Here is an 18875-nt window from a genome sequence, read left to right as displayed (position 1 = left end):
CGCAAGTTTCGGTTGTTGGTCGCAAGTCAGCCTCGCAACGTCTCATCCCTTATTCGATTGGGCGGCTGAATGGTTCCCGAACGGAATTGTAACTTCAATCAACTTTACATTTGCGGCGGCGGGGGTCTGGCCCCGGTTCGGTTGCAAAAGCGCGTGACACCGCGCGCTTCGCGGATATAGGGTGCAATTTGCAAACTGCATAAGGCCCGATGGACCCTCTCCCCCCCTTTCCCTGGCTCGACGTTGTCATCATCATGGCACTGATCGTGCTCAATGGCGTGTTCGCGATGTCCGAACTCGCGATCGTCTCGGCGCGCACCGCGCGGCTGGAGGCGATGGCACGCGAGGGCAGCAAGGGCGCGCGCACCGCGATCAGGCTGGGCGGGAACCCCGGCAAGTTCCTCTCCACCGTGCAGATCGGCATCACCCTGATCGGCATTCTGGCAGGCGCCTATTCGGGTGCGAGCCTGGGCGCGCCTGTCGGCGACCGGCTGGCCTTGGTCGGCGTCCCTGCGGATATTTCCGACACCATCGGCTTTGCGCTGGTGATCGGCGTGACCACCTATCTGTCACTGGTGGTGGGCGAGCTGGTGCCCAAGCAGTTCGCACTGCGCAAGGCCGAAGAGCTGGCCGTCATCATGGCGATCCCGATGGACCTGATGGCGCGCGGAGCGGCCCCGCTGGTGTGGCTGCTCGACCAGTCGAGCGCGCTGATCTTCCGGCTGCTCGGGCTCAATCGCGAATCCGAAAACATCGTCACCGCCGAAGAGCTGCACATGATCTTTGCCGAGGCGACCAAATCCGGGGTCATCGCGGAATCGGAGCGCGCAATCATCTCGGGCGTGGTGCGCCTGGCGGACCGCCCGGTGCGCGAGGTGATGACACCCCGCACAGAGGTCGACTGGCTGCCCGCCGAGGCCGGGCTGGACGACCTGCGCCGGTTGATGACCGAATCGCCGCACAGCCGCCTGCCGGTGGCCAATGGATCGGTCGATGCCATCATCGGCATCGTCACCGTGCGCGATCTGCTGACTGCGATCATCGAGGGTGCGCCGCTCGATCTGGTGGCGCTGGCGCGCACTGCGCCGATCGTTCCTGATCAGCTCGACGCGATGGATGCGCTCAAGGCCCTGCAGAAGGGCGAGGTGCCGATGGCGCTGGTGCATGACGAGTACGGCCATTTTGAAGGGCTGGTGACCCCGGCAGACCTGCTGCAGGCGCTGGTCGGAGATTTCGCCTCCGATCAGGGTGAGGGCGATTCGCCGATGGTGGTCGAGCGCGCCGATGGCAGTCTGCTGATCTCGGGCGCGCTGCCTGCCGACGCGATGGCCGAGCGGCTGGGCATATCCTTGTCAGAGGACCGCGATTACGCCACCGCTGCGGGCCATGTGCTGCACTGCCTGCGCCACCTGCCCAAGGAGGGCGAGGTGTTCAACGATCAGGGATGGCGCTTCGAGATCGTCGACATGGACAACCGCAAGGTCGACAAGCTGCTGGTCAGCCTGATCTCGGACGCGACAGACTGACAGGCCTGCCCCCCGAACCGGCGCTTATTGCGGAGCGCCGCCGCCTGCACCGGGCGCACCCACCGCGCCGATATTGCCGAACAGATCCTGGAAGAAGCTGCGATTGCGGCCCAGCGTGGGCGTCTTCTTGCCCTCAGGACTGATATTTGCGACCTGATCAAGACCGGTCATATCCACCGCAGACACGTTGCCTGCCGCGTCAAAGCGCACGCGCATCACCTGCTGTGCGGTCGGGCGCGGATTGGCAAAGGCCAGCTGGCGCGTGTCACGCGCGAAATAATACCATTCGTTGTCGGAAAACTGCGCGGTGAAGGTCGGGCGGCCCAGGGTCCGCTCCACCGACTGGCGGTTATCGACCCCGGGCAGGATCTGCGTCGCCAGCGTCTGATCGTAGATGAAGCCCTGATGTCCGCGCAGCTGGCCGCAGCCGGCCAGCAGCGGAAGCGCGGTCAGCGCCACCAGCAGGGCAGCGCGGGTCTGGAAGCGACGGGGCGCGCGGTGGGTCTGGGCTTTGCTGGTCATCATCTTTCCTTGGCGGTATATCCGCTCGTCTGGCGGCAGGCGACAGGCGGGGCGTGGCCAGGCCCCATCCCTTGCAACTTGCCGTAGCCGCCTCAATATGCACTAAGGCGCTGCATCACAAGTGGCCAATGAATTGTGGCTTAACGCCGCCCAATCGCTCTGGATATAGCCTGAATCATGTCATTTCTCTCCCGCATTTTCGGCCGCAGCGACCCGCGCGAGGCCGCCCGCCCCTGCTACGAACGGATCGTGCAACACGGCCGCGACCCGTTCTGGTACCTCGACGGGCAGGTGGCAGACAGCGTCGATGGCCGGTTCGAAGCGGTGTGCACCGTCTTGTGCGCCGTGCTGCTGCGGCTGGAAGACGATGATACGGACAAGGCCGTCCGGCAATTCTCGGTGCATGTCGCCGAGCTGTTCGTCGACGACATGGACGGCCAGCTGCGCCAGAATGGCGTCGGCGATCTGATCGTCGGCAAGCATATCGGCAAGATGATGAGCGCGCTGGGCGGGCGGCTGGGTGCCTATCGCGCCGCGCTGGCGGCAGGCGATGGCCCGCAGCTCGAACAGGCGCTGCGCCGCAACCTTTATCGCGATGCCCCGGTGGCCGACGATGCGGTGGCCGCCAGCGCCGGACATCTGGCTTCGCTCTATGCCCGGCTCAGGACGCTTCTGGTGCAGAAGGTCATGCAGGGAGAGTTCTGATGCAGGAACCCACCGAATTTTCGCGCCCGATCGATCTGCGCGCACTGCCGCGCCATCCGGTCGAACTGAGCGCCGATGCAGACGAACGCGCCGCGCTGGCCCGCCGCTTCCAGATCGTGTCGATCGGTACGCTGACCGCGACCGCGAACCTGACGCAGGACGCCGCCGGCGTGGACGTGACCGGCCGGATCGAAGCAAAGCTGGTGCAGGCCTGCGCGATCTCGGGCGAGGATTTTCCGGTGCGCGTCGCCTGCGACTATCGCCTGCGCTTCCTGCCCGAGGCCGATTATGAAGCAGCTCTGGCCGATGCAGGCGACGAGATCGAGCTGGCCGGCGACGATCTGGACACCATCGCGTTTACCGGCAGCACGCTCGATCTGGGCGAAGCGATCGCGCAGACGCTGGCGCTCGAGATCGACCCCTATGCCGAAGGCCCCCGCGCCGATGCGGCGCGCGCCGAATATGGCATCTCGACGCCCGAGGCCAGCGGTCCGTTTGCAGCACTACAGGCTCTCAAGACATCCAAGCCCTAAGGCTTGGGCACCCCGACATCGTCGAGCAATGCGTCGATGGCGGCTACCGCGCTCTTGTATTCCGGCGAATCGACGGTGTCGTAGACCCGTTCAAACATTGCCGCGTCCAGGCCTTCGGGTCGGGCCAGTGCGTTGCTGGCGAGCAACTGGGGGTCCGTGACGGCTGCAAGCCGGGTCTGGACGAACCGCGCGAGCTGGGGGTCGGTCGCCGCATTGGCAAAGCGTTCGCCGGACCGATCGGCGGCGATGTCGACAAACGAAAAGCCGCTTCCGCCGGACAGGCTGTCCGACAGTTCCTTCCACGCCCCCAGCGACTGCGCAATATTGCTCCCCAGCGTGACTGACAGCGCCGCGGACATCGCCCAGTGCTTGGCAAGGTCGTTACGGCCCGCCAGCGTGACCGACGGCTCTGGCGGGGCCACGCAGCGGCGAACCAGCGGTTGCGCGCGCCCTGCCAGCCGGTCGCGATATTCGGGGATGGTGCGCATCGCCACTGCGATCAGCAACCCCCGGTTCTGCTCAACCGGCGTCAGCCGCACGGGTCGCGGCATCCGCCATGCACGGCGAACGATCGTCGCAAGGTCCGGGTCGGCATGCACGGCGAGCGCGCAATAGGCGCGCGCCACCCATCGCGGGTCCGGATCGACCCCGCCAAAGCGCGACAGACCGGCAAAGGCCGCACTGCGCCCCGGATGGATCAGAACAGCCTCTGCCCGCTGCGCCCCGATCCGCACCAGCGGGATCGTCTCGTCCAGTGTGCGCGGAGCCGGTACATCGCCCTGCAGCGCCAGCCAGCTGCGGCGCAGGACGAACCGGGTCAATGCTGCAGGCACCGGCACGCGGCCGATCTTTGCTCGAACGATGGGAAGCCCCTTGCCATCGGGCTGGCTGGTGACGCGCGCCTCCAGATTCAGCCAGGCACCCAGCGGCAGGGGCCGGCTGATCCGCGCCACCATTTCAGGCAGCGGAGCGCGCTGCGCGGATCTGGCCGATGGGCCCTTCGCGGGCGGTGATGGCGGCACCAGCCGGGCGTCGACCCGCACCGGGGCCAGCACCTGGTTTCCCAATGCGGCCAAGCCATCAAGTTCAGCCTGCGACAGGGTGAGCGCCAGCCGTGTCCCGGCGGTGTTGCCCTCGCCGGTCACCTGCTCGACCACCGCGCGCGCCAGATCGATATTCCTCGCGTTGGGGGGCGCGGGCGAGGTGACGGCAGGGGAGGTACTGATCGCCAGACCGGCAAGCACCAGCAGCAGCACCGCGAACATTCGCAGCACCAGAGCCCAGCGCAGACGAAATCCGCGGCGGGCGGGCCGATCTTCAGGGCTGTGCGTCATGCGCAGCCCTTGGGCGGCAACGCCTTCGACGCGCAAGCAAAAAGCGCCGAAATCCCCAAGGATTCCGGCGCTTGTCGCGTGTGTCAGCCAGGAAAGGCTCAGGCGGCGGGAAGCGCGTCCTGTGCCTGCTTGACCAGGCCCTTGAACACTTCGGCTTCATGCATCGCCAGATCGGCCAGGACCTTGCGGTCGAGCTCGATTCCGGCAAGCTTCAGCCCGTGCATGAACTGGCCATAGGTGAGGCCTTCCATGCGGGTTGCGGCGTTGATGCGCACGATCCACAGAGCGCGGAAGTTGCGCTTCTTGGCCTTGCGGTCGCGATACGCATACTGGCCTGCCTTTTCGACGGCCTGACGTGCGATGCGGATGGTGTTCTTGCGACGGCCGTAATAGCCCTTCGCCTGTACGAGAATGCGCTTGTGCTTGGCGCGGGTGGTAACACCCCGTTTGACGCGTGCCATAAACTATATCCTTTGAATTTCTAAGAGATGGGAGAGGACCGGGATCAACCCAGGCCGTAAGGTGCCCATTTCTTGATGGTGCGGGCATCGGCATCGGAAATGACGCTGGTGCCGCGATTCTGGCGGATATACTTGGCGTTGTGGCTCATCAAACGGTGACGCTTGCCAACGACTCCGTGCTTGATCTTGCCGGTGGCGGTGAGCTTGAAGCGCTTCTTTACACCGCTCTTGGTCTTCAGCTTGGGCATTTTGGTCTCCTTACATGGAAGTCCGTATCAAGCGAACGTGGCAGCCCATAACCAGCCAGCCCGCTTTGTCGGAAGCGTGCGCGCCTACCGGGATTCGCGACCAAATGCAAGGTGCCATGTGCGGGGGCGGAACGACTCCACCCCCGCACCTTGGGATTACAACCGGTGCATCGCGCAAACCTTGTTGCCGGCAGGATCGCGCAGATAGGCAAGATACAGCTTCATGCCGGCGCCTTCGCGGACGCCCGGCGGATCTTCGATCGCGGTGCCACCATGCGCCAGGCCCGCAGCATGCCAGGCGTCGGCCTCTTCCTGCGTCTTGGCCGCAAAGCCGATGGTGCTGCCGTTGCCACAGCTGGCAGGCTGGCCGTCAATCGGCTTCGTCAGCAGGAACAGGCCGCCATTGTTCATGTAGATGACGCGGCCCTTGGGATCGACCATGCCCGGCTTGCCGCCCAGCGCGACCATCGTTGCATCGTAGAAGGCCTTGGACGCGTCGATATCGTCCGCGCCCAGCATGACGTGTGAAAACATGTATCTCTCCTGTTGTGATCCGGACCACTCTTAACCGGATGGTTAAATCACCATGGACAAGCCGCCAGCGGCCCGTCAATATCCGGCTACGCAAAGACAGCCATTGGCCGCCAAAGGTCAAGGCGAAAAGGAGAGGGACGGGCGATGAGGCTGAAGGCTCTGATGGGGGCGGCGCTTGCGCTGCTCGTGGCGGCATGTTCGGGCGGCAACGCCGAAACCGCAGGCAATGGCTCAACCGGCATCGATGGTGCGCGCATCATTCAGGCCGATGGGGGCGAATGGCTCAGCTATGGGCGCACCTATGACGAGCAGCGCTACAGCCCGCTCGACCAGATCAACCCCGGCAACATCGGCGAACTGGGCCTGGCCTGGTCCGCCGACATGGACACCGCGCGCGGCCAGGAAGCCACGCCTTTGGTGATCGACGGCAAGATCTACGTCACCACCGCCTGGTCCAAGGTCAAGGCCTATGACGCGGCCAACGGCAAGCCCCTGTGGGAATATGATCCCAAGGTGCCGGGCGAGACCGGCGTCAAGGCGTGCTGCGACGTGGTCAACCGCGGACTGGCCGCCTGGGGCAACATGCTGTTCCTCGGCACGCTCGATGGCAGGCTGGTCGCGCTCGATCGCGGCACGGGCCGCGAGATCTGGAGCAAGGTCACTGTCGATCAGGCCAAGTCGTACACCATTACCGGTGCACCGCGCGTCATCGACGGCATGGTCGTCATCGGCAATGGCGGCGCAGAGTTCGGCGTGCGCGGCTATGTCGCAGCCTATGACGCGGCGACCGGCAAGCAGCTTTGGAAATTCTACACCGTCCCCGATCGCCCCGGCGCCAACGAGGCGGAATATCTCAAGACCGCCGAGAGCAGCTGGAAGGGCGAATACTGGAACATCGGCGGCGGCGGCACCGTCTGGGACGCGATGGCCTATGATCCCGAGCTTGGCCTGCTCTATGTCGGCGTCGGCAACGGAAGCCCCTGGAACCAGGCCTATCGCTCGCCCGGCGGCGGCGACAACCTGTACCTGTCCTCGATCGTCGCAATCCGGGTGAAGACCGGCGAATACGCCTGGCATTACCAGACCACGCCCGGCGAGACCTGGGATTATACCGCGACCCAGCACATCATGCTGGCCGACCTCGAGATCGACGGCAAGGCGCGCAAGGTGCTGATGCAGGCGCCCAAGAACGGCTTTTTCTACGTGATCGATCGCGCCACGGGCGAGTTCATCTCGGCCAACAACTTCGTGCCGGTCAACTGGGCCACCGGAGTCGACCCTGCGACCGGGCGACCGATCGAGAACCCCGACGCGCGCGTCGACAAGACGGGCAAGCCCTTCATCGTCACGCCCGGCCCGCTCGGGGCGCACAACTGGCACCCGATGGCCTATGACGCCAAGCAGAAGCTGGTGTTCATCCCCGCACAGATCACCGCCTATCCGTATATCCCGGCGACAGGCTGGAAGCCTTCGAAGCTGGGCTTCAACGTCGGTATGGATACCGCCAACAACGCGATGCCCGCCGACAATGCGGTGCGCGAGGCGGCGAAGAAGGCGACCAAGGGCGTGCTGATCGCCTGGGATCCGGTGGCGCAGAAGGAACGCTGGCGCGTCACCCTGGGTGGCCCGTGGAACGGCGGCGTGCTGGCAACAGCGGGCGGTCTGGTGTTCCAGGGCAACGCGATGGGCAATTTCGTCGCCTATGATTCGGCCAATGGCAAGCCGCTGTGGACCTTCCCCGCACAGACCGGCGTGGTAGCGGCCCCCATGACCTACAGCATCGATGGCGAGCAATATGTCGCGGTGCTTGCCGGCTGGGGCGGCGCGTGGGCGATCACCGCAGGCGTGCTCAGCGACATGTCGGGCCCGGTGCGCAACATCTCGCGCCTGCTGGTGTTCAAGCTGGGCGGCAAGGCCAAGCTGCCTGCCATGCCGGCTGCCGACGATCTGCCGCTGGACCCACCGGCGCTCACCGCCGCTGCCGATGTGGTGCAGGCAGGCGCCGTTCAATATGGCCGCTATTGCACGGTGTGCCATGGGGATGCTGCGATCCAGGCCTCGGGCCGGGGCGGTATCATCCCCGACCTTCGCTATTCGGGCACTTTGGCCAGCGCGGAAAACTGGCAGATGATCGTCCATGACGGCGCGCTCAAGGACAACGGCATGGTCAGCTTTTCATCGGTGATGACCAAGCCGGAGATCGAAAGTATCCGCCACTATGTCATCTCGCGTGCCAACGAGGACGCGAAGCTGGCCGGAGCGAGCAAGCCGAAAAAGGTCGCGATGAAATAGCGCTTTCTATCAGTGCCCGCTCGCAGCCTTGGACGGCGCGGGCGGGACTGGTGGAGCCGAGGGGAATCGAACCCCTGACCTCGTCATTGCGAACGACGCGCTCTCCCAACTGAGCTACGGCCCCCGAAATCCCGGCGTTTTCCGCCGGCGGCACGGATATAATTGCTCGCGCGGCGCCATTCCAGCGGAAAAATCGGGCAGTCGGTGCTCTGGGATCAGTCGCGGCTGCTGGGCAGCACGGTCCGGCGCTGGATATCACCCTGGCGAACGTGTCGTGCCAACGGGGCCGGAGACTTCAGGGCGCGGCTTGCAGCGTGATCTCTCCTGCATCGTGCAGCAGCTTCAGCATAACCGCTGCGCCGCACTGCTGGGACCTGGCCGTAGCGCTGAACCGACCATCAGCGACGAACTTGCCCCGGTCGTAATGGTTGGAGAAACTCCACAAATAGGGCGTCGGCACGCCGCGCCTGCGATAGCCCATGCCGTTATAGGCCTCCAGCCTGTAAAGCGTCCGTTCCAGGCTCCAGTCGGTCTGTCCGACATAGCCAAGCAGCCCGAGCGCATCCTTTGCACTGGAATTCCAGTCAGAAGGCGGCAGCCACACCGAGGGGCGGCCCGAAGGCACCTGCCGTGTGCGGGCCGACAGAGGAAAGTCGCCATTGTGCAGATGCGCGCGGAAATTGAAACTGGCCTCCAGCGCATGGGTGGCGGCGATGAAGTGCCAGGGCACACCCGTCGCGGCTTCGACCCGCTGATACTGGCTGCGCGACCGGCGCATCATGGCGAGATGCCAGTCGGCGCTTTCGCGGTATTGCGGGCGAATTTCCACTTTGCGGAACATGCGACCATATTCAGGCTTGAGAGATGCATAATCCCGGGCCGTGCTGAGCGGCTGATCCGGCTCTTCCGACGAAACGGGCGCCTCCATTGGAGATGCGATGTCCGGTCCGGTCGATGCGTCGGGCTTGGGCGACGCTTCTACAGATGGAGGTGCGTCCGGGGGAAAAATCAGTTCGTTCGGTTCGCCCGCCGATGCCGGGTCTGGCTGCGTCAGATAGCGCAGGCCGGGCCCCGGCGACGGATCGAGCCGCATTTGCTTTGGCAGCAACTGGAGCAATTCGGGCAGTTCGTGCTGACTTTGATGCAGTTCGGCTAGCAACGCCCCTGCCTTGTCGGCAAAGCCGCTGTCGATCGCATCAGCGCGGTCCACCAGAGCGACAAGACGCGGCATCGCCAGTTGGTACAGCGAGTCGGTCAGCTTGCGGAGCGACATATCGCTGCCAAATTCCAGGGGGGAGTGCGGCAGTCCCTTGCGGTCCGCCTCGCGCTCGAGCGCGATCACGGCGTCGGCGATGCGCAGAAAACTCAACGGCTTGCGCGGGATCATGTTCACAAGATCCTGCGGCACATCCAGGCCGAGGATCCTGGTGTCCTGTGCCAACGCGCGCTGCCCTATCGTAAAGCCAAACGCAGCGGTCCCCAGGGCCCGCAAAAACCCTCTCTTGTCGAACTCACCAGCCGCCATCGACTCGCGCCTCCCCGATAAAGGGTAACAGCGATGGTCAGCGGAGTCTTGTCGGGCGCCCGAGATTTTACCTTAGGCGTTCGGTTCCGATTTGCCGCGCCTCAGCCGCCGCTGCTGGGCAGCACGGTAGGCAGGCTCGGCGGACTTCCAGGGGCCGGCGCCGTCGTGGTGGTCGCAGCTGGCTGGATCGTGCCAGCGGGTCCCATCTGCGCTGCCTGCGCGGCGCGCATTTCCGGGCTGCCGTACAGCGCGATCCAGCGCTGCAGGTCGGTCTGATAGCTCTCATAGCTGGCATAGAAGCGATCGAACACGCCTTCGAGCGATGGCAGCGCACGCGCACCAAAGGCCACCAGGTCCTTCGACGGCAGCGCAGCAGCCTCCTGCCCCAGCACCAGCGCGGCATTGCAGAAGTCCGACTTCACCGGGGGGAAGGCAAAGAAATTGTAGACCTGGGTGTTCTCGGTATCGCGAATGCGGGCATAGCCGGAGCCATAGCGCTTGCGATACTTGTCCTCGACGATCTTGTTGACCCGGTCGAGCTCGCGCTTGTGCGTTTTCAGAAACAGGTTGTAATCGTCTGCAATGCGGAAGTGCTGCGGGTTCTGGCAGTTGAGTGCGGCCACGTTCAATGCGGAGCGGAAGTACCACAATTTCTCGTTGTCATCGATGTCGCGCATCGGCGTATCGCGCAGGCCGTCCGCGCGCAGCGCAGGCACGGTCATGGCAGTCATCGAATTGGAGGGCGGCGTCGGCATGCGCGGCGGGGCCACCACCACAGGCGGCGGTGGCGGAGCTACGGCGACCGGCGCGGGCTTGGCGCCGCCACAGGCTGATATCAGTGTCGTGAGGCCGACCGTTGCGGCCAGCATCGATGCACGGCTGAAGGCCATACGTGCCATGTTCTTGCGTCTCCCGGTGCCGCGCGCGATGCCCGTGTTCAGGAGCGCGCGGTCTCATGGGCATGTTTCTATGCCCGCCAAGGCGCGATCTCAACACGAAAACGACGAGTGGTGAAAGCGTGCACCTGCGTGGGGCGGCCACGGCAGCGACGAGCCGCGTCCACAGGGCGACCAGCCGAGTGCGCGCGTGGGGCAAAAGAAAAGCCCGGCGGATTGCTCCGCCGGGCTGTCAGGGTTCCAGGGCTTTCCGGGCAATCAGTCGCGATTGCCCATGATGCTCAGCAGCGCCTGGAACATATTGATGAAGTTGAGATACAGGCTCAGCGCGCCCATGATCACGACCTTGCCGATCATGTCGCTGCCTGCGACATGCGCATACATGCTCTTGAGCCGCTGCGTGTCATAGGCAGTCAGGCCGGCAAAGATCAGCACGGCGGCATAGCTGATCACCAGGCCCATCACCGACGACTTGAGGAAGATGTTGAGGATGCTGGCCACGATCAGGCCGACGACACCCATGATCAGGAAGCTGCCCCAACCGGTCAGATCCTTCTTGGTGGTGTAGCCGAACAGGCTCAGGCCTGCGAATGCAGCTGCGGTCGAGAAGAACGCCAGCGCGATGCTTTCACCGGTGTACACCAGAAAGATCGTCGACATGCTCAGGCCCATCAGGAGCGCGAAGCCCCAGAACATCGCCTGCAGCGCGCCGGTCGAGAACTTGTTCATCCCCATGCTCATCGCGAAGACGATCGCGAGCGGCGAGAAGATGATCACATACTTCATCAGGCCCGGACCGAACATGATCTGCGCCGCCATGCCCGACTGGGCGAACAGCAGGGCAACGATGCCGGTCAGCAGAATGCCGCTGGTCATGTAGTTGTAGATGGAAAGCATGTACGAGCGCAGCCCCGCGTCGAACGCCGCGCTGGGGACGCCGGTCTGCGCATTGATCGAGCCGGCGCGCAGTCTGTCTGTCGCGCGAGGATCAAAACGGTCAGCCATCGAAAAAACTCCTTTGCCCGGCATTGTTGCCGGATAGACACAATATCACCCTTTGGTCCGTCTTTTTCAAGCGAAACCGGTTTTCAGTTCATCGCGTATGGATAGGATACAGATATTACCATGAGATTGTTCCTTGCCCTGGTGCCGCCTCCCGCGATCCGCGCGTGCCTGATCGAGCGGATGCATGGGCTTGCGGGCGCCCGCTGGCAGAGCGAGGCGCCGCTGCACGTGACGCTGCGCTTCATCGGCGATGCTGACCGGCATCAGGCCGAATCCCTGCTGCTGGCGCTGAGGGCCGAGCGGTTTGCGCGCTTCGAGACGCGGCTGGACGGCTTTGGCTGGTTCGACCGGCGCGGGCGGGTCGATCAGCTCTGGACAGGGCTCGCTCCGCGCGATCCGCTGGCGGCGCTGCACGCCCGGCTCGATCGGCTGTGCGTAAGCTGCGGGTTCGAGCCCGAGGGGCGCAGATACATGCCGCACATCACTCTTGCCCGCTTCGCACGCAGCCTCGCGCCCGATCCGGCGCAGGCAGCGGCGTGGATCGCCGCGCAACCGCCATTGCCGGGCACAGCCTTCACCTTTGATGAACTCGCGCTGGTGGAAAGCCATATGGGCCGCGACGGCAGCGTCTACGAAACAGTCGCAGGGTTTGCGATGCACGGCTGACCTGCAGGTTCAGTCCTGAAAGGCGGCGACGATATTTGCGGTGACCCGCGCCAACCTGCCGGTCGCCTTGTCGAGCATCGCCCAGGTCGAGATCGCGGTGACGATATCGCGGCCGTTTTCGTCGGCAAAGGCGGCATGGCGGGCAAAGCGCGCGCCTTTGGGCGTGCCCGGCACCCAGGTGCGCCCGGTCGCCTGCTGGCCCAGGCCAATATTGCCGCGATAATCGATCTCGTGGCGGACGATCACCCAGAAATAGGCGTCGACATGCGCAGGGTCCGCCGCCGCCTGCCAGTGCGCGACCGACAGCTCCTGCAGCCACTGCACCCAGACGGCATTGTTCACATGGCCCAGCTCGTCGATGTGCTCGGGCGCGGCGATGAAGGTACGGGTGAAGGTGTTCATATGGCTTTGCATCAAAGAAGCCCCACCCGTTTTTCCCGAGCGTGTCGAGGGACCTTACGCAACCGTTCGGGATCACGTCCCTCGACTTCGCTCGGGACAAACAGATTGGGAGGAATTTAGGCGAGGCGAAAGAAAGGCCCGGCTGACGCTATGCCAGCCGGGCCGAATTCTCAATCCGCGTTGGTATCGCTGGCCTTCTTGGCCGCGCCGCGTGCCCGTTTGGGCTTGGCCGCCTTGGGCGGTGCGGGCACGATTTCAAACGCCATCGCGCCATCCTTCAGATGGACGCTGACTTCGCCGCCCTGCACCAGCTTGCCGAACAGCAGTTCCTCGGCCAGCGGCTGCTTGATCTTCTCCTGGATGAGCCGCGCCATCGGGCGGGCCCCATAGAGCCGATCATAGCCACGCTCGCACAACCAGTCGCGCGCCGTCTGGTCGAGACGGATGTGGACGTTCTGTTCGGCCAGCTGCAGCTCGAGCTGGAGGATGAACTTGTCCACCACCCGCGCCACCACTTCGGTACCCAGATACGCAAACGGCACCACCGCATCGAGACGGTTGCGGAACTCGGGCGTGAACATCTTCTTCACCGCCTCGTCCGACGCATCCTCGCGGCTGACATCGCCAAAGCCGATGCCTTCGCGCGCCATGTCGGCAGCGCCCGCATTGGTGGTCATGATCAGCACGACGTTGCGGAAATCGACCGTCTTGCCGTGGTGGTCGGTCAGCTTGCCGTTGTCCATCACCTGCAGCAGGATGTTGAACAGATCCGGGTGCGCCTTTTCGATCTCGTCGAGCAGCAGAACGCAATGCGGCTGCTGGTCGATCGCATCGGTGAGCAGACCGCCCTGATCATAGCCGACATAGCCCGGAGGCGCACCGATGAGGCGCGAGACCGAGTGCCGCTCCATATACTCCGACATGTCGAACCGCTGCAGCGGGATGCCCATGATGCTGGCAAGCTGGCGGGCTACCTCGGTCTTGCCGACGCCGGTGGGGCCGGAGAACAGATAGTTGCCAATCGGCTTGTCCGGATCGCGCAGGCCCGCACGGCTCAGCTTGATTGCGCTGGACAACACCTCGATCGCGGCATTCTGGCCGAACACGACGCGCTTCAGGTCACGATCGAGATGCTCGAGCACCTTCTTGTCGTCCTTCGAGACCGACTTGGCCGGGATGCGCGCCATCGTCGCGATCACGCTTTCGATCTCGCGCGCGGTGATGATCTTGCGCCGCTTGTTCGGCGGCACCAGCATCTGCATCGCACCCACCTCGTCGATCACGTCGATCGCCTTGTCGGGCAGCTTGCGGTCGTTGATGTAGCGCGCGGACAGTTCCACCGCGGTCTTGATCGCCTCGGGCGTGTACTTGACCTTGTGGTGATCCTCGAACGCGGTGCGCAGACCCTTGAGGATCTTGATCGTATCCTCGATCGTCGGCTCGTTGACGTCGATCTTCTGGAACCGGCGCAGAAGCGCGCGGTCCTTCTCGAAATGGTTGCGGAACTCCTTGTAGGTGGTCGATCCGATGCAGCGGATCGTGCCACCCGACAGAGCAGGCTTGAGCAGGTTCGATGCATCCATCGCACCGCCGCTGGTGGCACCGGCGCCGATCACGGTGTGGATTTCATCGATGAACAACACCGCATGCGGCATCTTTTCAAGTTCCGAAACGACCTGCTTCAGCCGCTCCTCGAAATCGCCCCGATAACGGGTGCCGGCGAGCAGCGCGCCCATGTCGAGCGAATAGATCACGGCCTTTTCGAGCACCTCGGGCACATCGCCCTCGACGATCTTTCGCGCAAGGCCCTCGGCGATCGCGGTCTTGCCGACGCCGGGGTCACCCACATACAGCGGGTTGTTCTTCGAACGGCGGCACAGGATCTGGATCGTGCGATCAACCTCGGGACCACGCCCGATCAGCGGATCGATCTTGCCGGCCTCGGCGCGCGCATTGAGGTTGACGGTGAACTGGTCGAGCGCACTGTCCTTCTTCTGCTTGCCGGATGCGGCATCCTGCTTTTCTTCCTGCGGCTCTTCGCTGCCACGCGGGCTGCGCTGCTCGACCGACTGGCCACCCTTGCCGATGCCGTGGCTGATATAGCTCACGGCATCCAGACGGCTCATGTCCTGCTGCTGCAGGAAATAGACGGCATAGCTCTCGCGCTCGGAGAACAGGGCGACCAGCACGTTGGCGCCGGTCACGACATCCTTGCCCGAAGACTGGACGTGCAGGATGGCGCGCTGAACCACGCGCTGGAAACCGGACGTCGGCGCAGGATCGGTCTTTTCAGCGACCTTGAGCGAGTCCAGTTCGTTATCGAGATAATGCGTCACCGCATCTCCCAGCTCGCCCAGGTCAACGCCGCAGGCCTGCATCACCTGCGCCGCATCGGCATCATCGATCAGCGCGAGCAGCAGATGCTCCAGCGTGGCATATTCGTGACGGCGGTCGGCGGCATTGTGAAGTGCCTGGTGCAGCGTCTTTTCAAGGGATTCGGCAAAGGACGGCATAATGGCGATACTCCGTTACGGGCGAGACGCCCGCAATGTCAGTCAGTGTACCCGGGAAAAAGAGCCGGGCCTCTATGGTCAAGCGCCTCATTGCCATAGCCCCATTGTTCACACAGGGGCGCTTTACAGCAACCAATATAGGCGAGTGTCTCTCCAAATCCAGCAGGCTGCAAGCCCTGGTTCGAGAATAATGTCAGCAAAGACCATGCCAGATGGCAGGCGCGAACCGGCAGGATGTCGCTCGCAGCTCAATTCTTGCGGAACAGCGCGTCGGCGCTGGCACGGTGACGGGCGGCAAATTCCTTGCGCGCCTCGCACCGGGCGATTTCCGCGCGACACAGCGCGATGCGCGTATCCAGCTCATCCAGCGAATAGGGATCGATGTCTTCTGTGCCCAGTTTCTGGGCGGCGTCGGCGCGCAGGCGCGCGAGGCTTTCGTCAGGCTCCATGGGACTTATAGTTGACCCGCGAGCGGTAGCTGTCAATATACGCGTTGCAGACGTTGGGGGAGTGTCCGCAACGAAGGGGGATACCCAGGGCATGTCTACCATGACCATGGCTACAGTCATACCGGCCACTATGCAGGCCATTGATTATGCAGAACCGGGCGGCCCCGAAGTACTGGTTTCCGGCGAAACGGCCGTTCCCGTGCCGGGCGAAGGCGAGGTTCTTGTCCGCGTTGCCGCTGCCGGCGTAAACCGTCCCGATGTCATTCAGCGGCAAGGATTTTATCCTCCACCGCCGGGCGCGCCGCACATTCCGGGGCTGGAAATCGCCGGAACGATCGTCGCCGTGGGACCAGACACCAATGATGCCCTCATCGGCCAGCCGGTGTGCGCGCTCGTCGCCGGCGGCGGCTATGCCGAATATTGCGTGGCCCGCGCCGACCATTGCCTGACCATTCCGTCGGGCATTTCCATGGCAGAGGCAGCAGCCCTGCCTGAAACGCTGTTCACCGTGTGGCACAACCTGTTCCAGCGCGGCTATGCCCGCGATGGCGAGACAGTGCTTGTCCACGGCGGCACCAGCGGCATTGGGACGATGGCGATCAAGCTGGGCAAGCTGTTCGACCTGACGGTGATCGTCACCTGCGGCAGCGACGACAAGTGCGACGCGGCGCTCGGGATCGGCGCTGCGCACGCGATCAACTACAAGACGCATGATTTCGTCGAGGAGGTCACAAGGCTGACCGGCGGCAAGGGCGTCGAGATCGTGCTCGACATGGTGGGCGGCAGCTATTTGCCGCGCAACATGGCCTGCCTGGCCGACGATGGCCGCAATGTCACCATCGCAGTTCAGGGCGGCATGAAGGCCGAGATTTCGGTGCTGGAGATCATGCGCCGCCGCCTGACGCTGACCGGATCGACGCTGCGCCCGCGCTCGAACGCCTTCAAGGCGCTGCTGGCCGACGAGATTTCGCGCGAGGTCTGGCCTTTGGTGGCCACCGGCGAACTGTCGCCGCTGATCCACAGCCGCTATCCGCTGGCAGAGGCCGCGCAAGCCCATGCCCAGATGGAATCGGGGGATCTGGTCGGCAAGATCGTGCTGGAGATCGGCTGAGCGCCGCCGGATTGCCTGCCTGTTGTCATCAAGCCGTCATCGTTAGGCGATTCCAGATGTCACATTAAACCGCCATTGGCGTGGTCCCGAGGATGCCGACATCCGCAAGGGAGCATGCGCCGCCATGGCACTGGACGATTTCAGCGAAACCATCGACGCGATGCTGGCCAGCGGGCCCGGGGACGGCGGCTTTGCCAATGTCACCGGCTTTCCCGGTGGTCAGCCCTATATTCCCGAAACCCAGGTCGAGGCGCGCAGGCGCTATCGCACCATCTGGATTTCGGATGTGCATCTGGGTACGCGCGGCTGCAACGCAGGCATGCTCATCGATTTTCTCGACCATGTCGACAGCGAGACGATGTACCTGGTCGGCGACATCATCGACGGCTGGCGGCTGAAGAAGAAATTCTACTGGCCGCCGGCGCACAATGATATCGTCTGGCGCATCCTCAAGCGCGCCAAGCGGGGCACGCGGATCGTCTATATCCCCGGCAATCATGACGAGATGTTCCGTCAGTTCAGCGGGCTGAACCTGGGCGGGGTCGAAATCCGTCGCGCCGCCTTCCACGAAACCGCCGACGGCAAACGGTTGATGGTGCTGCACGGCGACGAGTTCGACACGATCATGCTCGCCCACCGCTGGCTCGCGTTCGTCGGCGACACGCTCTACCACGCGCTGATGAGCCTCAACATCGGCGTCAACTGGGTCCGCCAGCGGCTGGGCCTGTCGTACTGGTCGCTCTCCAAGATGGCCAAGCACAAGGTCAAGAACGCGGTCGAGTTCATCTCGCGCTTCGAGGAGCTGGTGGCGCGTGCGGCATCCGAACGCGGCGTCGATGGTGTCGTCTGCGGCCATATCCACACGGCGGAAATCCGGCACATCGGCGGCGTCGAATATTACAACGATGGCGACTGGGTGGAAGGCTGCACCGCGCTGGTCGAGCATTTCGACGGGCGGATGGAAGTGCTGCACTGGGCCGATATCATGAAGGAACGCGAAGCAGCGCAGGCCGACGCGTCGATAACCGCAGGCCGGGCGGTCGAGGCTGCCTGAGAATGAAGCCCCTGCGGCAGGAGAACACGCCATGCCAGCCAGTATGAAGATCGCCATCATCACCGACGCCTGGGAGCCCCAGGTCAACGGCGTGGTGCGCACGCTGCGCGCCGTGACGGATCGCTTGCGCGCGCTGGGCCATGATGTGCTGGTGATCTCGCCCGATCAATATGCCTCGATCCCCTGCCCGTCCTATCCCGAAATCCGGCTGGCGCTGGCGACGCGCCATGGCGTGGGCGTGCGGCTGGACGACTTTGCGCCCGATGCGGTGCACATTGCGACAGAAGGCCCGCTGGGCATTGCCGCGCGCCGCTTCTGCCTCGATCACGGCTATCCGTTCACCACCGCCTATCACACCCAGTTTCCCGACTATCTGGCGCGCCGCACGGGCCTTCCTGCAGCGATGTTCTGGCCGTTCATCCGCTGGTTCCACGCGCCTGCCTCGGCGATCCTGGTCTCGACCGAAACCGTGCGGCGGCAGTTGCGCGGCCAGGGGCTGGCGCAGGTGGTGCACTGGGGCCGGGGCGTCGACCTGCGCTGTTTCAGCCCCACCGCACCCGCTCCGGCGCTCTATGCCGACCTGCCCCGCCCGATCCAGCTCTACGTCGGGCGCGTCGCCGTGGAGAAGAACATCGAGGCGTTCCTGTCGAACGGCCATCCGGGCAGCAAAATCGTGGTCGGCGACGGCCCCGCGCGCGAGGCGCTGGAACGCTCCTATCCGGACGCGCATTTCGTCGGCGCGCAATCGGGTGGGACACTCGCGGGCTATTACGCGGGAGCCGATGTGTTCGTGTTCCCCAGCCGCACCGATACCTTTGGCCTGGTGATGATCGAGGCGCTGGCCTGCGGCACCCCGGTCGCCGCCTATCCGGTCAGTGGCCCGCTCGACGTGCTGACACCCGGCACCGGCGCGATGCACGAGGCGCTGGAAAACGCGATCGCCGCCGCGCTGCTGCAAAGCCGGACCGAGTGCCTGACGGCAGGGCGCAGCTTCACCTGGGAGGCAAGTACACGCCAGTTTCTGGCCGCACTGGTGCCGATCACCGGCAGGCTGCAACTGGCGGCGTAGCGCTCACCGCGCTGATGCTGGAGATAGTAT

19 protein-coding genes and 1 tRNA gene are annotated in these 18875 nt (G+C 64.3%); 8 read left to right on the top strand and 12 right to left on the bottom strand.

What is annotated here, in order from left to right; genetic code table 11:
• Positions 1-209 precede the first annotated feature (209 nt).
• Entirely contained in the window at positions 210-1526 is a 1317-nt protein-coding gene (locus tag D618_RS0100245; protein ID WP_017669470.1) for a hemolysin family protein, read from the top strand.
• Between the two features lie 24 nt (positions 1527-1550).
• Here the strand turns inward: D618_RS0100245 and bamE are convergent, their stop codons facing one another.
• A complete protein-coding gene (gene bamE / locus D618_RS0100240) occupies positions 1551-2048 on the bottom strand; it encodes an outer membrane protein assembly factor BamE (protein ID WP_040369994.1) in 498 nt (165 codons plus the stop codon).
• A gap of 177 nt (positions 2049-2225) precedes the next feature.
• On the opposite strand from bamE, the gene D618_RS0100235 reads away from it, so the two are divergent.
• Together D618_RS0100235 and D618_RS0100230 are read left to right on the top strand one after the other, a co-directional pair.
• Positions 2226-2753, top strand: a complete 528-nt coding sequence (locus D618_RS0100235) for a ubiquinol-cytochrome C chaperone family protein (RefSeq protein ID WP_017669468.1) — start codon at positions 2226-2228, stop codon at positions 2751-2753.
• Complete coding sequence (locus tag D618_RS0100230) at positions 2753-3286, top strand: DUF177 domain-containing protein (protein WP_017669467.1); 534 nt, start codon at positions 2753-2755, stop codon at positions 3284-3286. The genes D618_RS0100235 and D618_RS0100230 overlap by 1 nt, the downstream gene beginning before the upstream one ends.
• On the opposite strand, the gene D618_RS0100225 is transcribed toward D618_RS0100230, so the two are convergent.
• The 4 genes from D618_RS0100225 to D618_RS0100210 form a co-directional block, all read right to left on the bottom strand.
• Positions 3283-4620, bottom strand: coding sequence for a hypothetical protein (locus tag D618_RS0100225; RefSeq protein ID WP_152414453.1), 1338 nt, complete (start codon positions 4618-4620; stop codon positions 3283-3285). The two genes, D618_RS0100230 and D618_RS0100225, sit on opposite strands and share 4 nt — an antisense overlap.
• A 98-nt stretch (positions 4621-4718) precedes the next feature.
• The gene (rplT, locus tag D618_RS0100220; protein ID WP_017669465.1) at positions 4719-5081 is read right to left on the bottom strand and encodes a 50S ribosomal protein L20; all 363 of its coding nucleotides are present in this window, start codon (positions 5079-5081) and stop codon (positions 4719-4721) included.
• 44 nt (positions 5082-5125) lie between these two features.
• Positions 5126-5329, bottom strand: a complete 204-nt coding sequence (gene rpmI, locus D618_RS0100215) for a 50S ribosomal protein L35 (RefSeq protein ID WP_017669464.1) — start codon at positions 5327-5329, stop codon at positions 5126-5128.
• 156 nt (positions 5330-5485) lie between these two features.
• Entirely contained in the window at positions 5486-5863 is a 378-nt protein-coding gene (locus D618_RS0100210; RefSeq protein ID WP_026091115.1) for a VOC family protein, read from the bottom strand.
• Between the two features lie 144 nt (positions 5864-6007).
• Between D618_RS0100210 and D618_RS0100205 the strand changes: the two genes are divergently transcribed.
• Entirely contained in the window at positions 6008-8155 is a 2148-nt protein-coding gene (locus D618_RS0100205) for a PQQ-dependent dehydrogenase, methanol/ethanol family (RefSeq protein WP_026091114.1), read from the top strand.
• 48 nt (positions 8156-8203) lie between these two features.
• On the opposite strand, the gene D618_RS0100200 is transcribed toward D618_RS0100205, so the two are convergent.
• From D618_RS0100200 to D618_RS0100185, 4 genes are all read right to left on the bottom strand, one after another.
• A tRNA-Ala gene (locus D618_RS0100200) sits at positions 8204-8279 on the bottom strand.
• A gap of 171 nt (positions 8280-8450) precedes the next feature.
• Positions 8451-9596 (bottom strand): hypothetical protein, encoded by a 1146-nt coding sequence (locus tag D618_RS18840; RefSeq protein ID WP_017669461.1) that lies wholly within the window; start codon positions 9594-9596, stop codon positions 8451-8453.
• Positions 9597-9781: 185 nt separating this feature from the next.
• Positions 9782-10579 (bottom strand): hypothetical protein, encoded by a 798-nt coding sequence (locus D618_RS17220; protein ID WP_152414452.1) that lies wholly within the window; start codon positions 10577-10579, stop codon positions 9782-9784.
• 255 nt (positions 10580-10834) lie between these two features.
• A complete protein-coding gene (locus D618_RS0100185; RefSeq protein WP_017669459.1) occupies positions 10835-11581 on the bottom strand; it encodes a Bax inhibitor-1/YccA family protein in 747 nt (248 codons plus the stop codon).
• A 120-nt stretch (positions 11582-11701) separates the two neighbouring features.
• Between D618_RS0100185 and thpR the strand changes: the two genes are divergently transcribed.
• The gene (gene thpR, locus D618_RS0100180; protein WP_040369963.1) at positions 11702-12247 is read left to right on the top strand and encodes an RNA 2',3'-cyclic phosphodiesterase; all 546 of its coding nucleotides are present in this window, start codon (positions 11702-11704) and stop codon (positions 12245-12247) included.
• Between the two features lie 9 nt (positions 12248-12256).
• Here thpR and D618_RS0100175 read toward each other — a convergent pair whose 3' ends face one another.
• The 3 genes from D618_RS0100175 to D618_RS0100165 all read right to left on the bottom strand — a co-directional run bounded on the left by D618_RS0100175 (position 12257) and on the right by D618_RS0100165 (position 15611).
• On the bottom strand, positions 12257-12649 hold the full coding sequence (locus D618_RS0100175) for an acyl-CoA thioesterase (RefSeq protein ID WP_017669457.1): 393 nt from the start codon (positions 12647-12649) through the stop codon (positions 12257-12259).
• A 170-nt stretch (positions 12650-12819) separates the two neighbouring features.
• A complete protein-coding gene (gene clpA, locus D618_RS0100170) occupies positions 12820-15162 on the bottom strand; it encodes an ATP-dependent Clp protease ATP-binding subunit ClpA (RefSeq protein WP_017669456.1) in 2343 nt (780 codons plus the stop codon).
• A 248-nt stretch (positions 15163-15410) separates the two neighbouring features.
• Complete coding sequence (locus D618_RS0100165) at positions 15411-15611, bottom strand: DUF1192 domain-containing protein (protein ID WP_017669455.1); 201 nt, start codon at positions 15609-15611, stop codon at positions 15411-15413.
• Positions 15612-15717: 106 nt separating this feature from the next.
• Between D618_RS0100165 and D618_RS0100160 the strand changes: the two genes are divergently transcribed.
• The 3 genes from D618_RS0100160 (at position 15718) to D618_RS0100150 (ending at position 18845) form a co-directional block, all read left to right on the top strand.
• Positions 15718-16722: an NAD(P)H-quinone oxidoreductase gene (locus D618_RS0100160; RefSeq protein WP_026091112.1), complete on the top strand. Its 1005-nt coding sequence runs from the start codon at positions 15718-15720 to the stop codon at positions 16720-16722.
• Positions 16723-16846: 124 nt separating this feature from the next.
• Positions 16847-17776, top strand: coding sequence for a UDP-2,3-diacylglucosamine diphosphatase (locus D618_RS0100155; RefSeq protein ID WP_017669453.1), 930 nt, complete (start codon positions 16847-16849; stop codon positions 17774-17776).
• Between the two features lie 43 nt (positions 17777-17819).
• Complete coding sequence (locus D618_RS0100150; RefSeq protein WP_017669452.1) at positions 17820-18845, top strand: glycosyltransferase family 1 protein; 1026 nt, start codon at positions 17820-17822, stop codon at positions 18843-18845.
• Positions 18846-18875: the final 30 nt, after the last annotated feature.

The organism is Blastomonas sp. AAP53 (assembly GCF_000331245.1).
In the GTDB taxonomy this organism is placed as follows: domain Bacteria; phylum Pseudomonadota; class Alphaproteobacteria; order Sphingomonadales; family Sphingomonadaceae; genus Blastomonas.
The sequence above is the reverse complement of the archived record's forward strand: the minus strand, read 5'-3'. Positions and strand labels throughout refer to the sequence as shown.

What these genes read in the sequence shown, in the direction of transcription:
- D618_RS0100245 (WP_017669470.1), top strand. Translation starts at nt 210, where the DNA reads ATGGACCCTCTCCCCCCCTTTCCCTGGCTCGACGTTGTCATCATCATG.
- bamE (WP_040369994.1), bottom strand. Translation starts at nt 2,048, where the DNA reads ATGACCAGCAAAGCCCAGACCCACCGCGCGCCCCGTCGCTTCCAGACC.
- D618_RS0100235 (WP_017669468.1), top strand. Translation starts at nt 2,226, where the DNA reads ATGTCATTTCTCTCCCGCATTTTCGGCCGCAGCGACCCGCGCGAGGCC.
- D618_RS0100230 (WP_017669467.1), top strand. Translation starts at nt 2,753, where the DNA reads ATGCAGGAACCCACCGAATTTTCGCGCCCGATCGATCTGCGCGCACTG.
- D618_RS0100225 (WP_152414453.1), bottom strand. Translation starts at nt 4,620, where the DNA reads ATGACGCACAGCCCTGAAGATCGGCCCGCCCGCCGCGGATTTCGTCTG.
- rplT (WP_017669465.1), bottom strand. Translation starts at nt 5,081, where the DNA reads ATGGCACGCGTCAAACGGGGTGTTACCACCCGCGCCAAGCACAAGCGC.
- rpmI (WP_017669464.1), bottom strand. Translation starts at nt 5,329, where the DNA reads ATGCCCAAGCTGAAGACCAAGAGCGGTGTAAAGAAGCGCTTCAAGCTC.
- D618_RS0100210 (WP_026091115.1), bottom strand. Translation starts at nt 5,863, where the DNA reads ATGTTTTCACACGTCATGCTGGGCGCGGACGATATCGACGCGTCCAAG.
- D618_RS0100205 (WP_026091114.1), top strand. Translation starts at nt 6,008, where the DNA reads ATGAGGCTGAAGGCTCTGATGGGGGCGGCGCTTGCGCTGCTCGTGGCG.
- D618_RS17220 (WP_152414452.1), bottom strand. Translation starts at nt 10,579, where the DNA reads ATGGCACGTATGGCCTTCAGCCGTGCATCGATGCTGGCCGCAACGGTC.
- D618_RS0100185 (WP_017669459.1), bottom strand. Translation starts at nt 11,581, where the DNA reads ATGGCTGACCGTTTTGATCCTCGCGCGACAGACAGACTGCGCGCCGGC.
- thpR (WP_040369963.1), top strand. Translation starts at nt 11,702, where the DNA reads ATGAGATTGTTCCTTGCCCTGGTGCCGCCTCCCGCGATCCGCGCGTGC.
- D618_RS0100175 (WP_017669457.1), bottom strand. Translation starts at nt 12,649, where the DNA reads ATGAACACCTTCACCCGTACCTTCATCGCCGCGCCCGAGCACATCGAC.
- clpA (WP_017669456.1), bottom strand. Translation starts at nt 15,162, where the DNA reads ATGCCGTCCTTTGCCGAATCCCTTGAAAAGACGCTGCACCAGGCACTT.
- D618_RS0100165 (WP_017669455.1), bottom strand. Translation starts at nt 15,611, where the DNA reads ATGGAGCCTGACGAAAGCCTCGCGCGCCTGCGCGCCGACGCCGCCCAG.
- D618_RS0100160 (WP_026091112.1), top strand. Translation starts at nt 15,718, where the DNA reads ATGGCTACAGTCATACCGGCCACTATGCAGGCCATTGATTATGCAGAA.
- D618_RS0100155 (WP_017669453.1), top strand. Translation starts at nt 16,847, where the DNA reads ATGGCACTGGACGATTTCAGCGAAACCATCGACGCGATGCTGGCCAGC.
- D618_RS0100150 (WP_017669452.1), top strand. Translation starts at nt 17,820, where the DNA reads ATGAAGATCGCCATCATCACCGACGCCTGGGAGCCCCAGGTCAACGGC.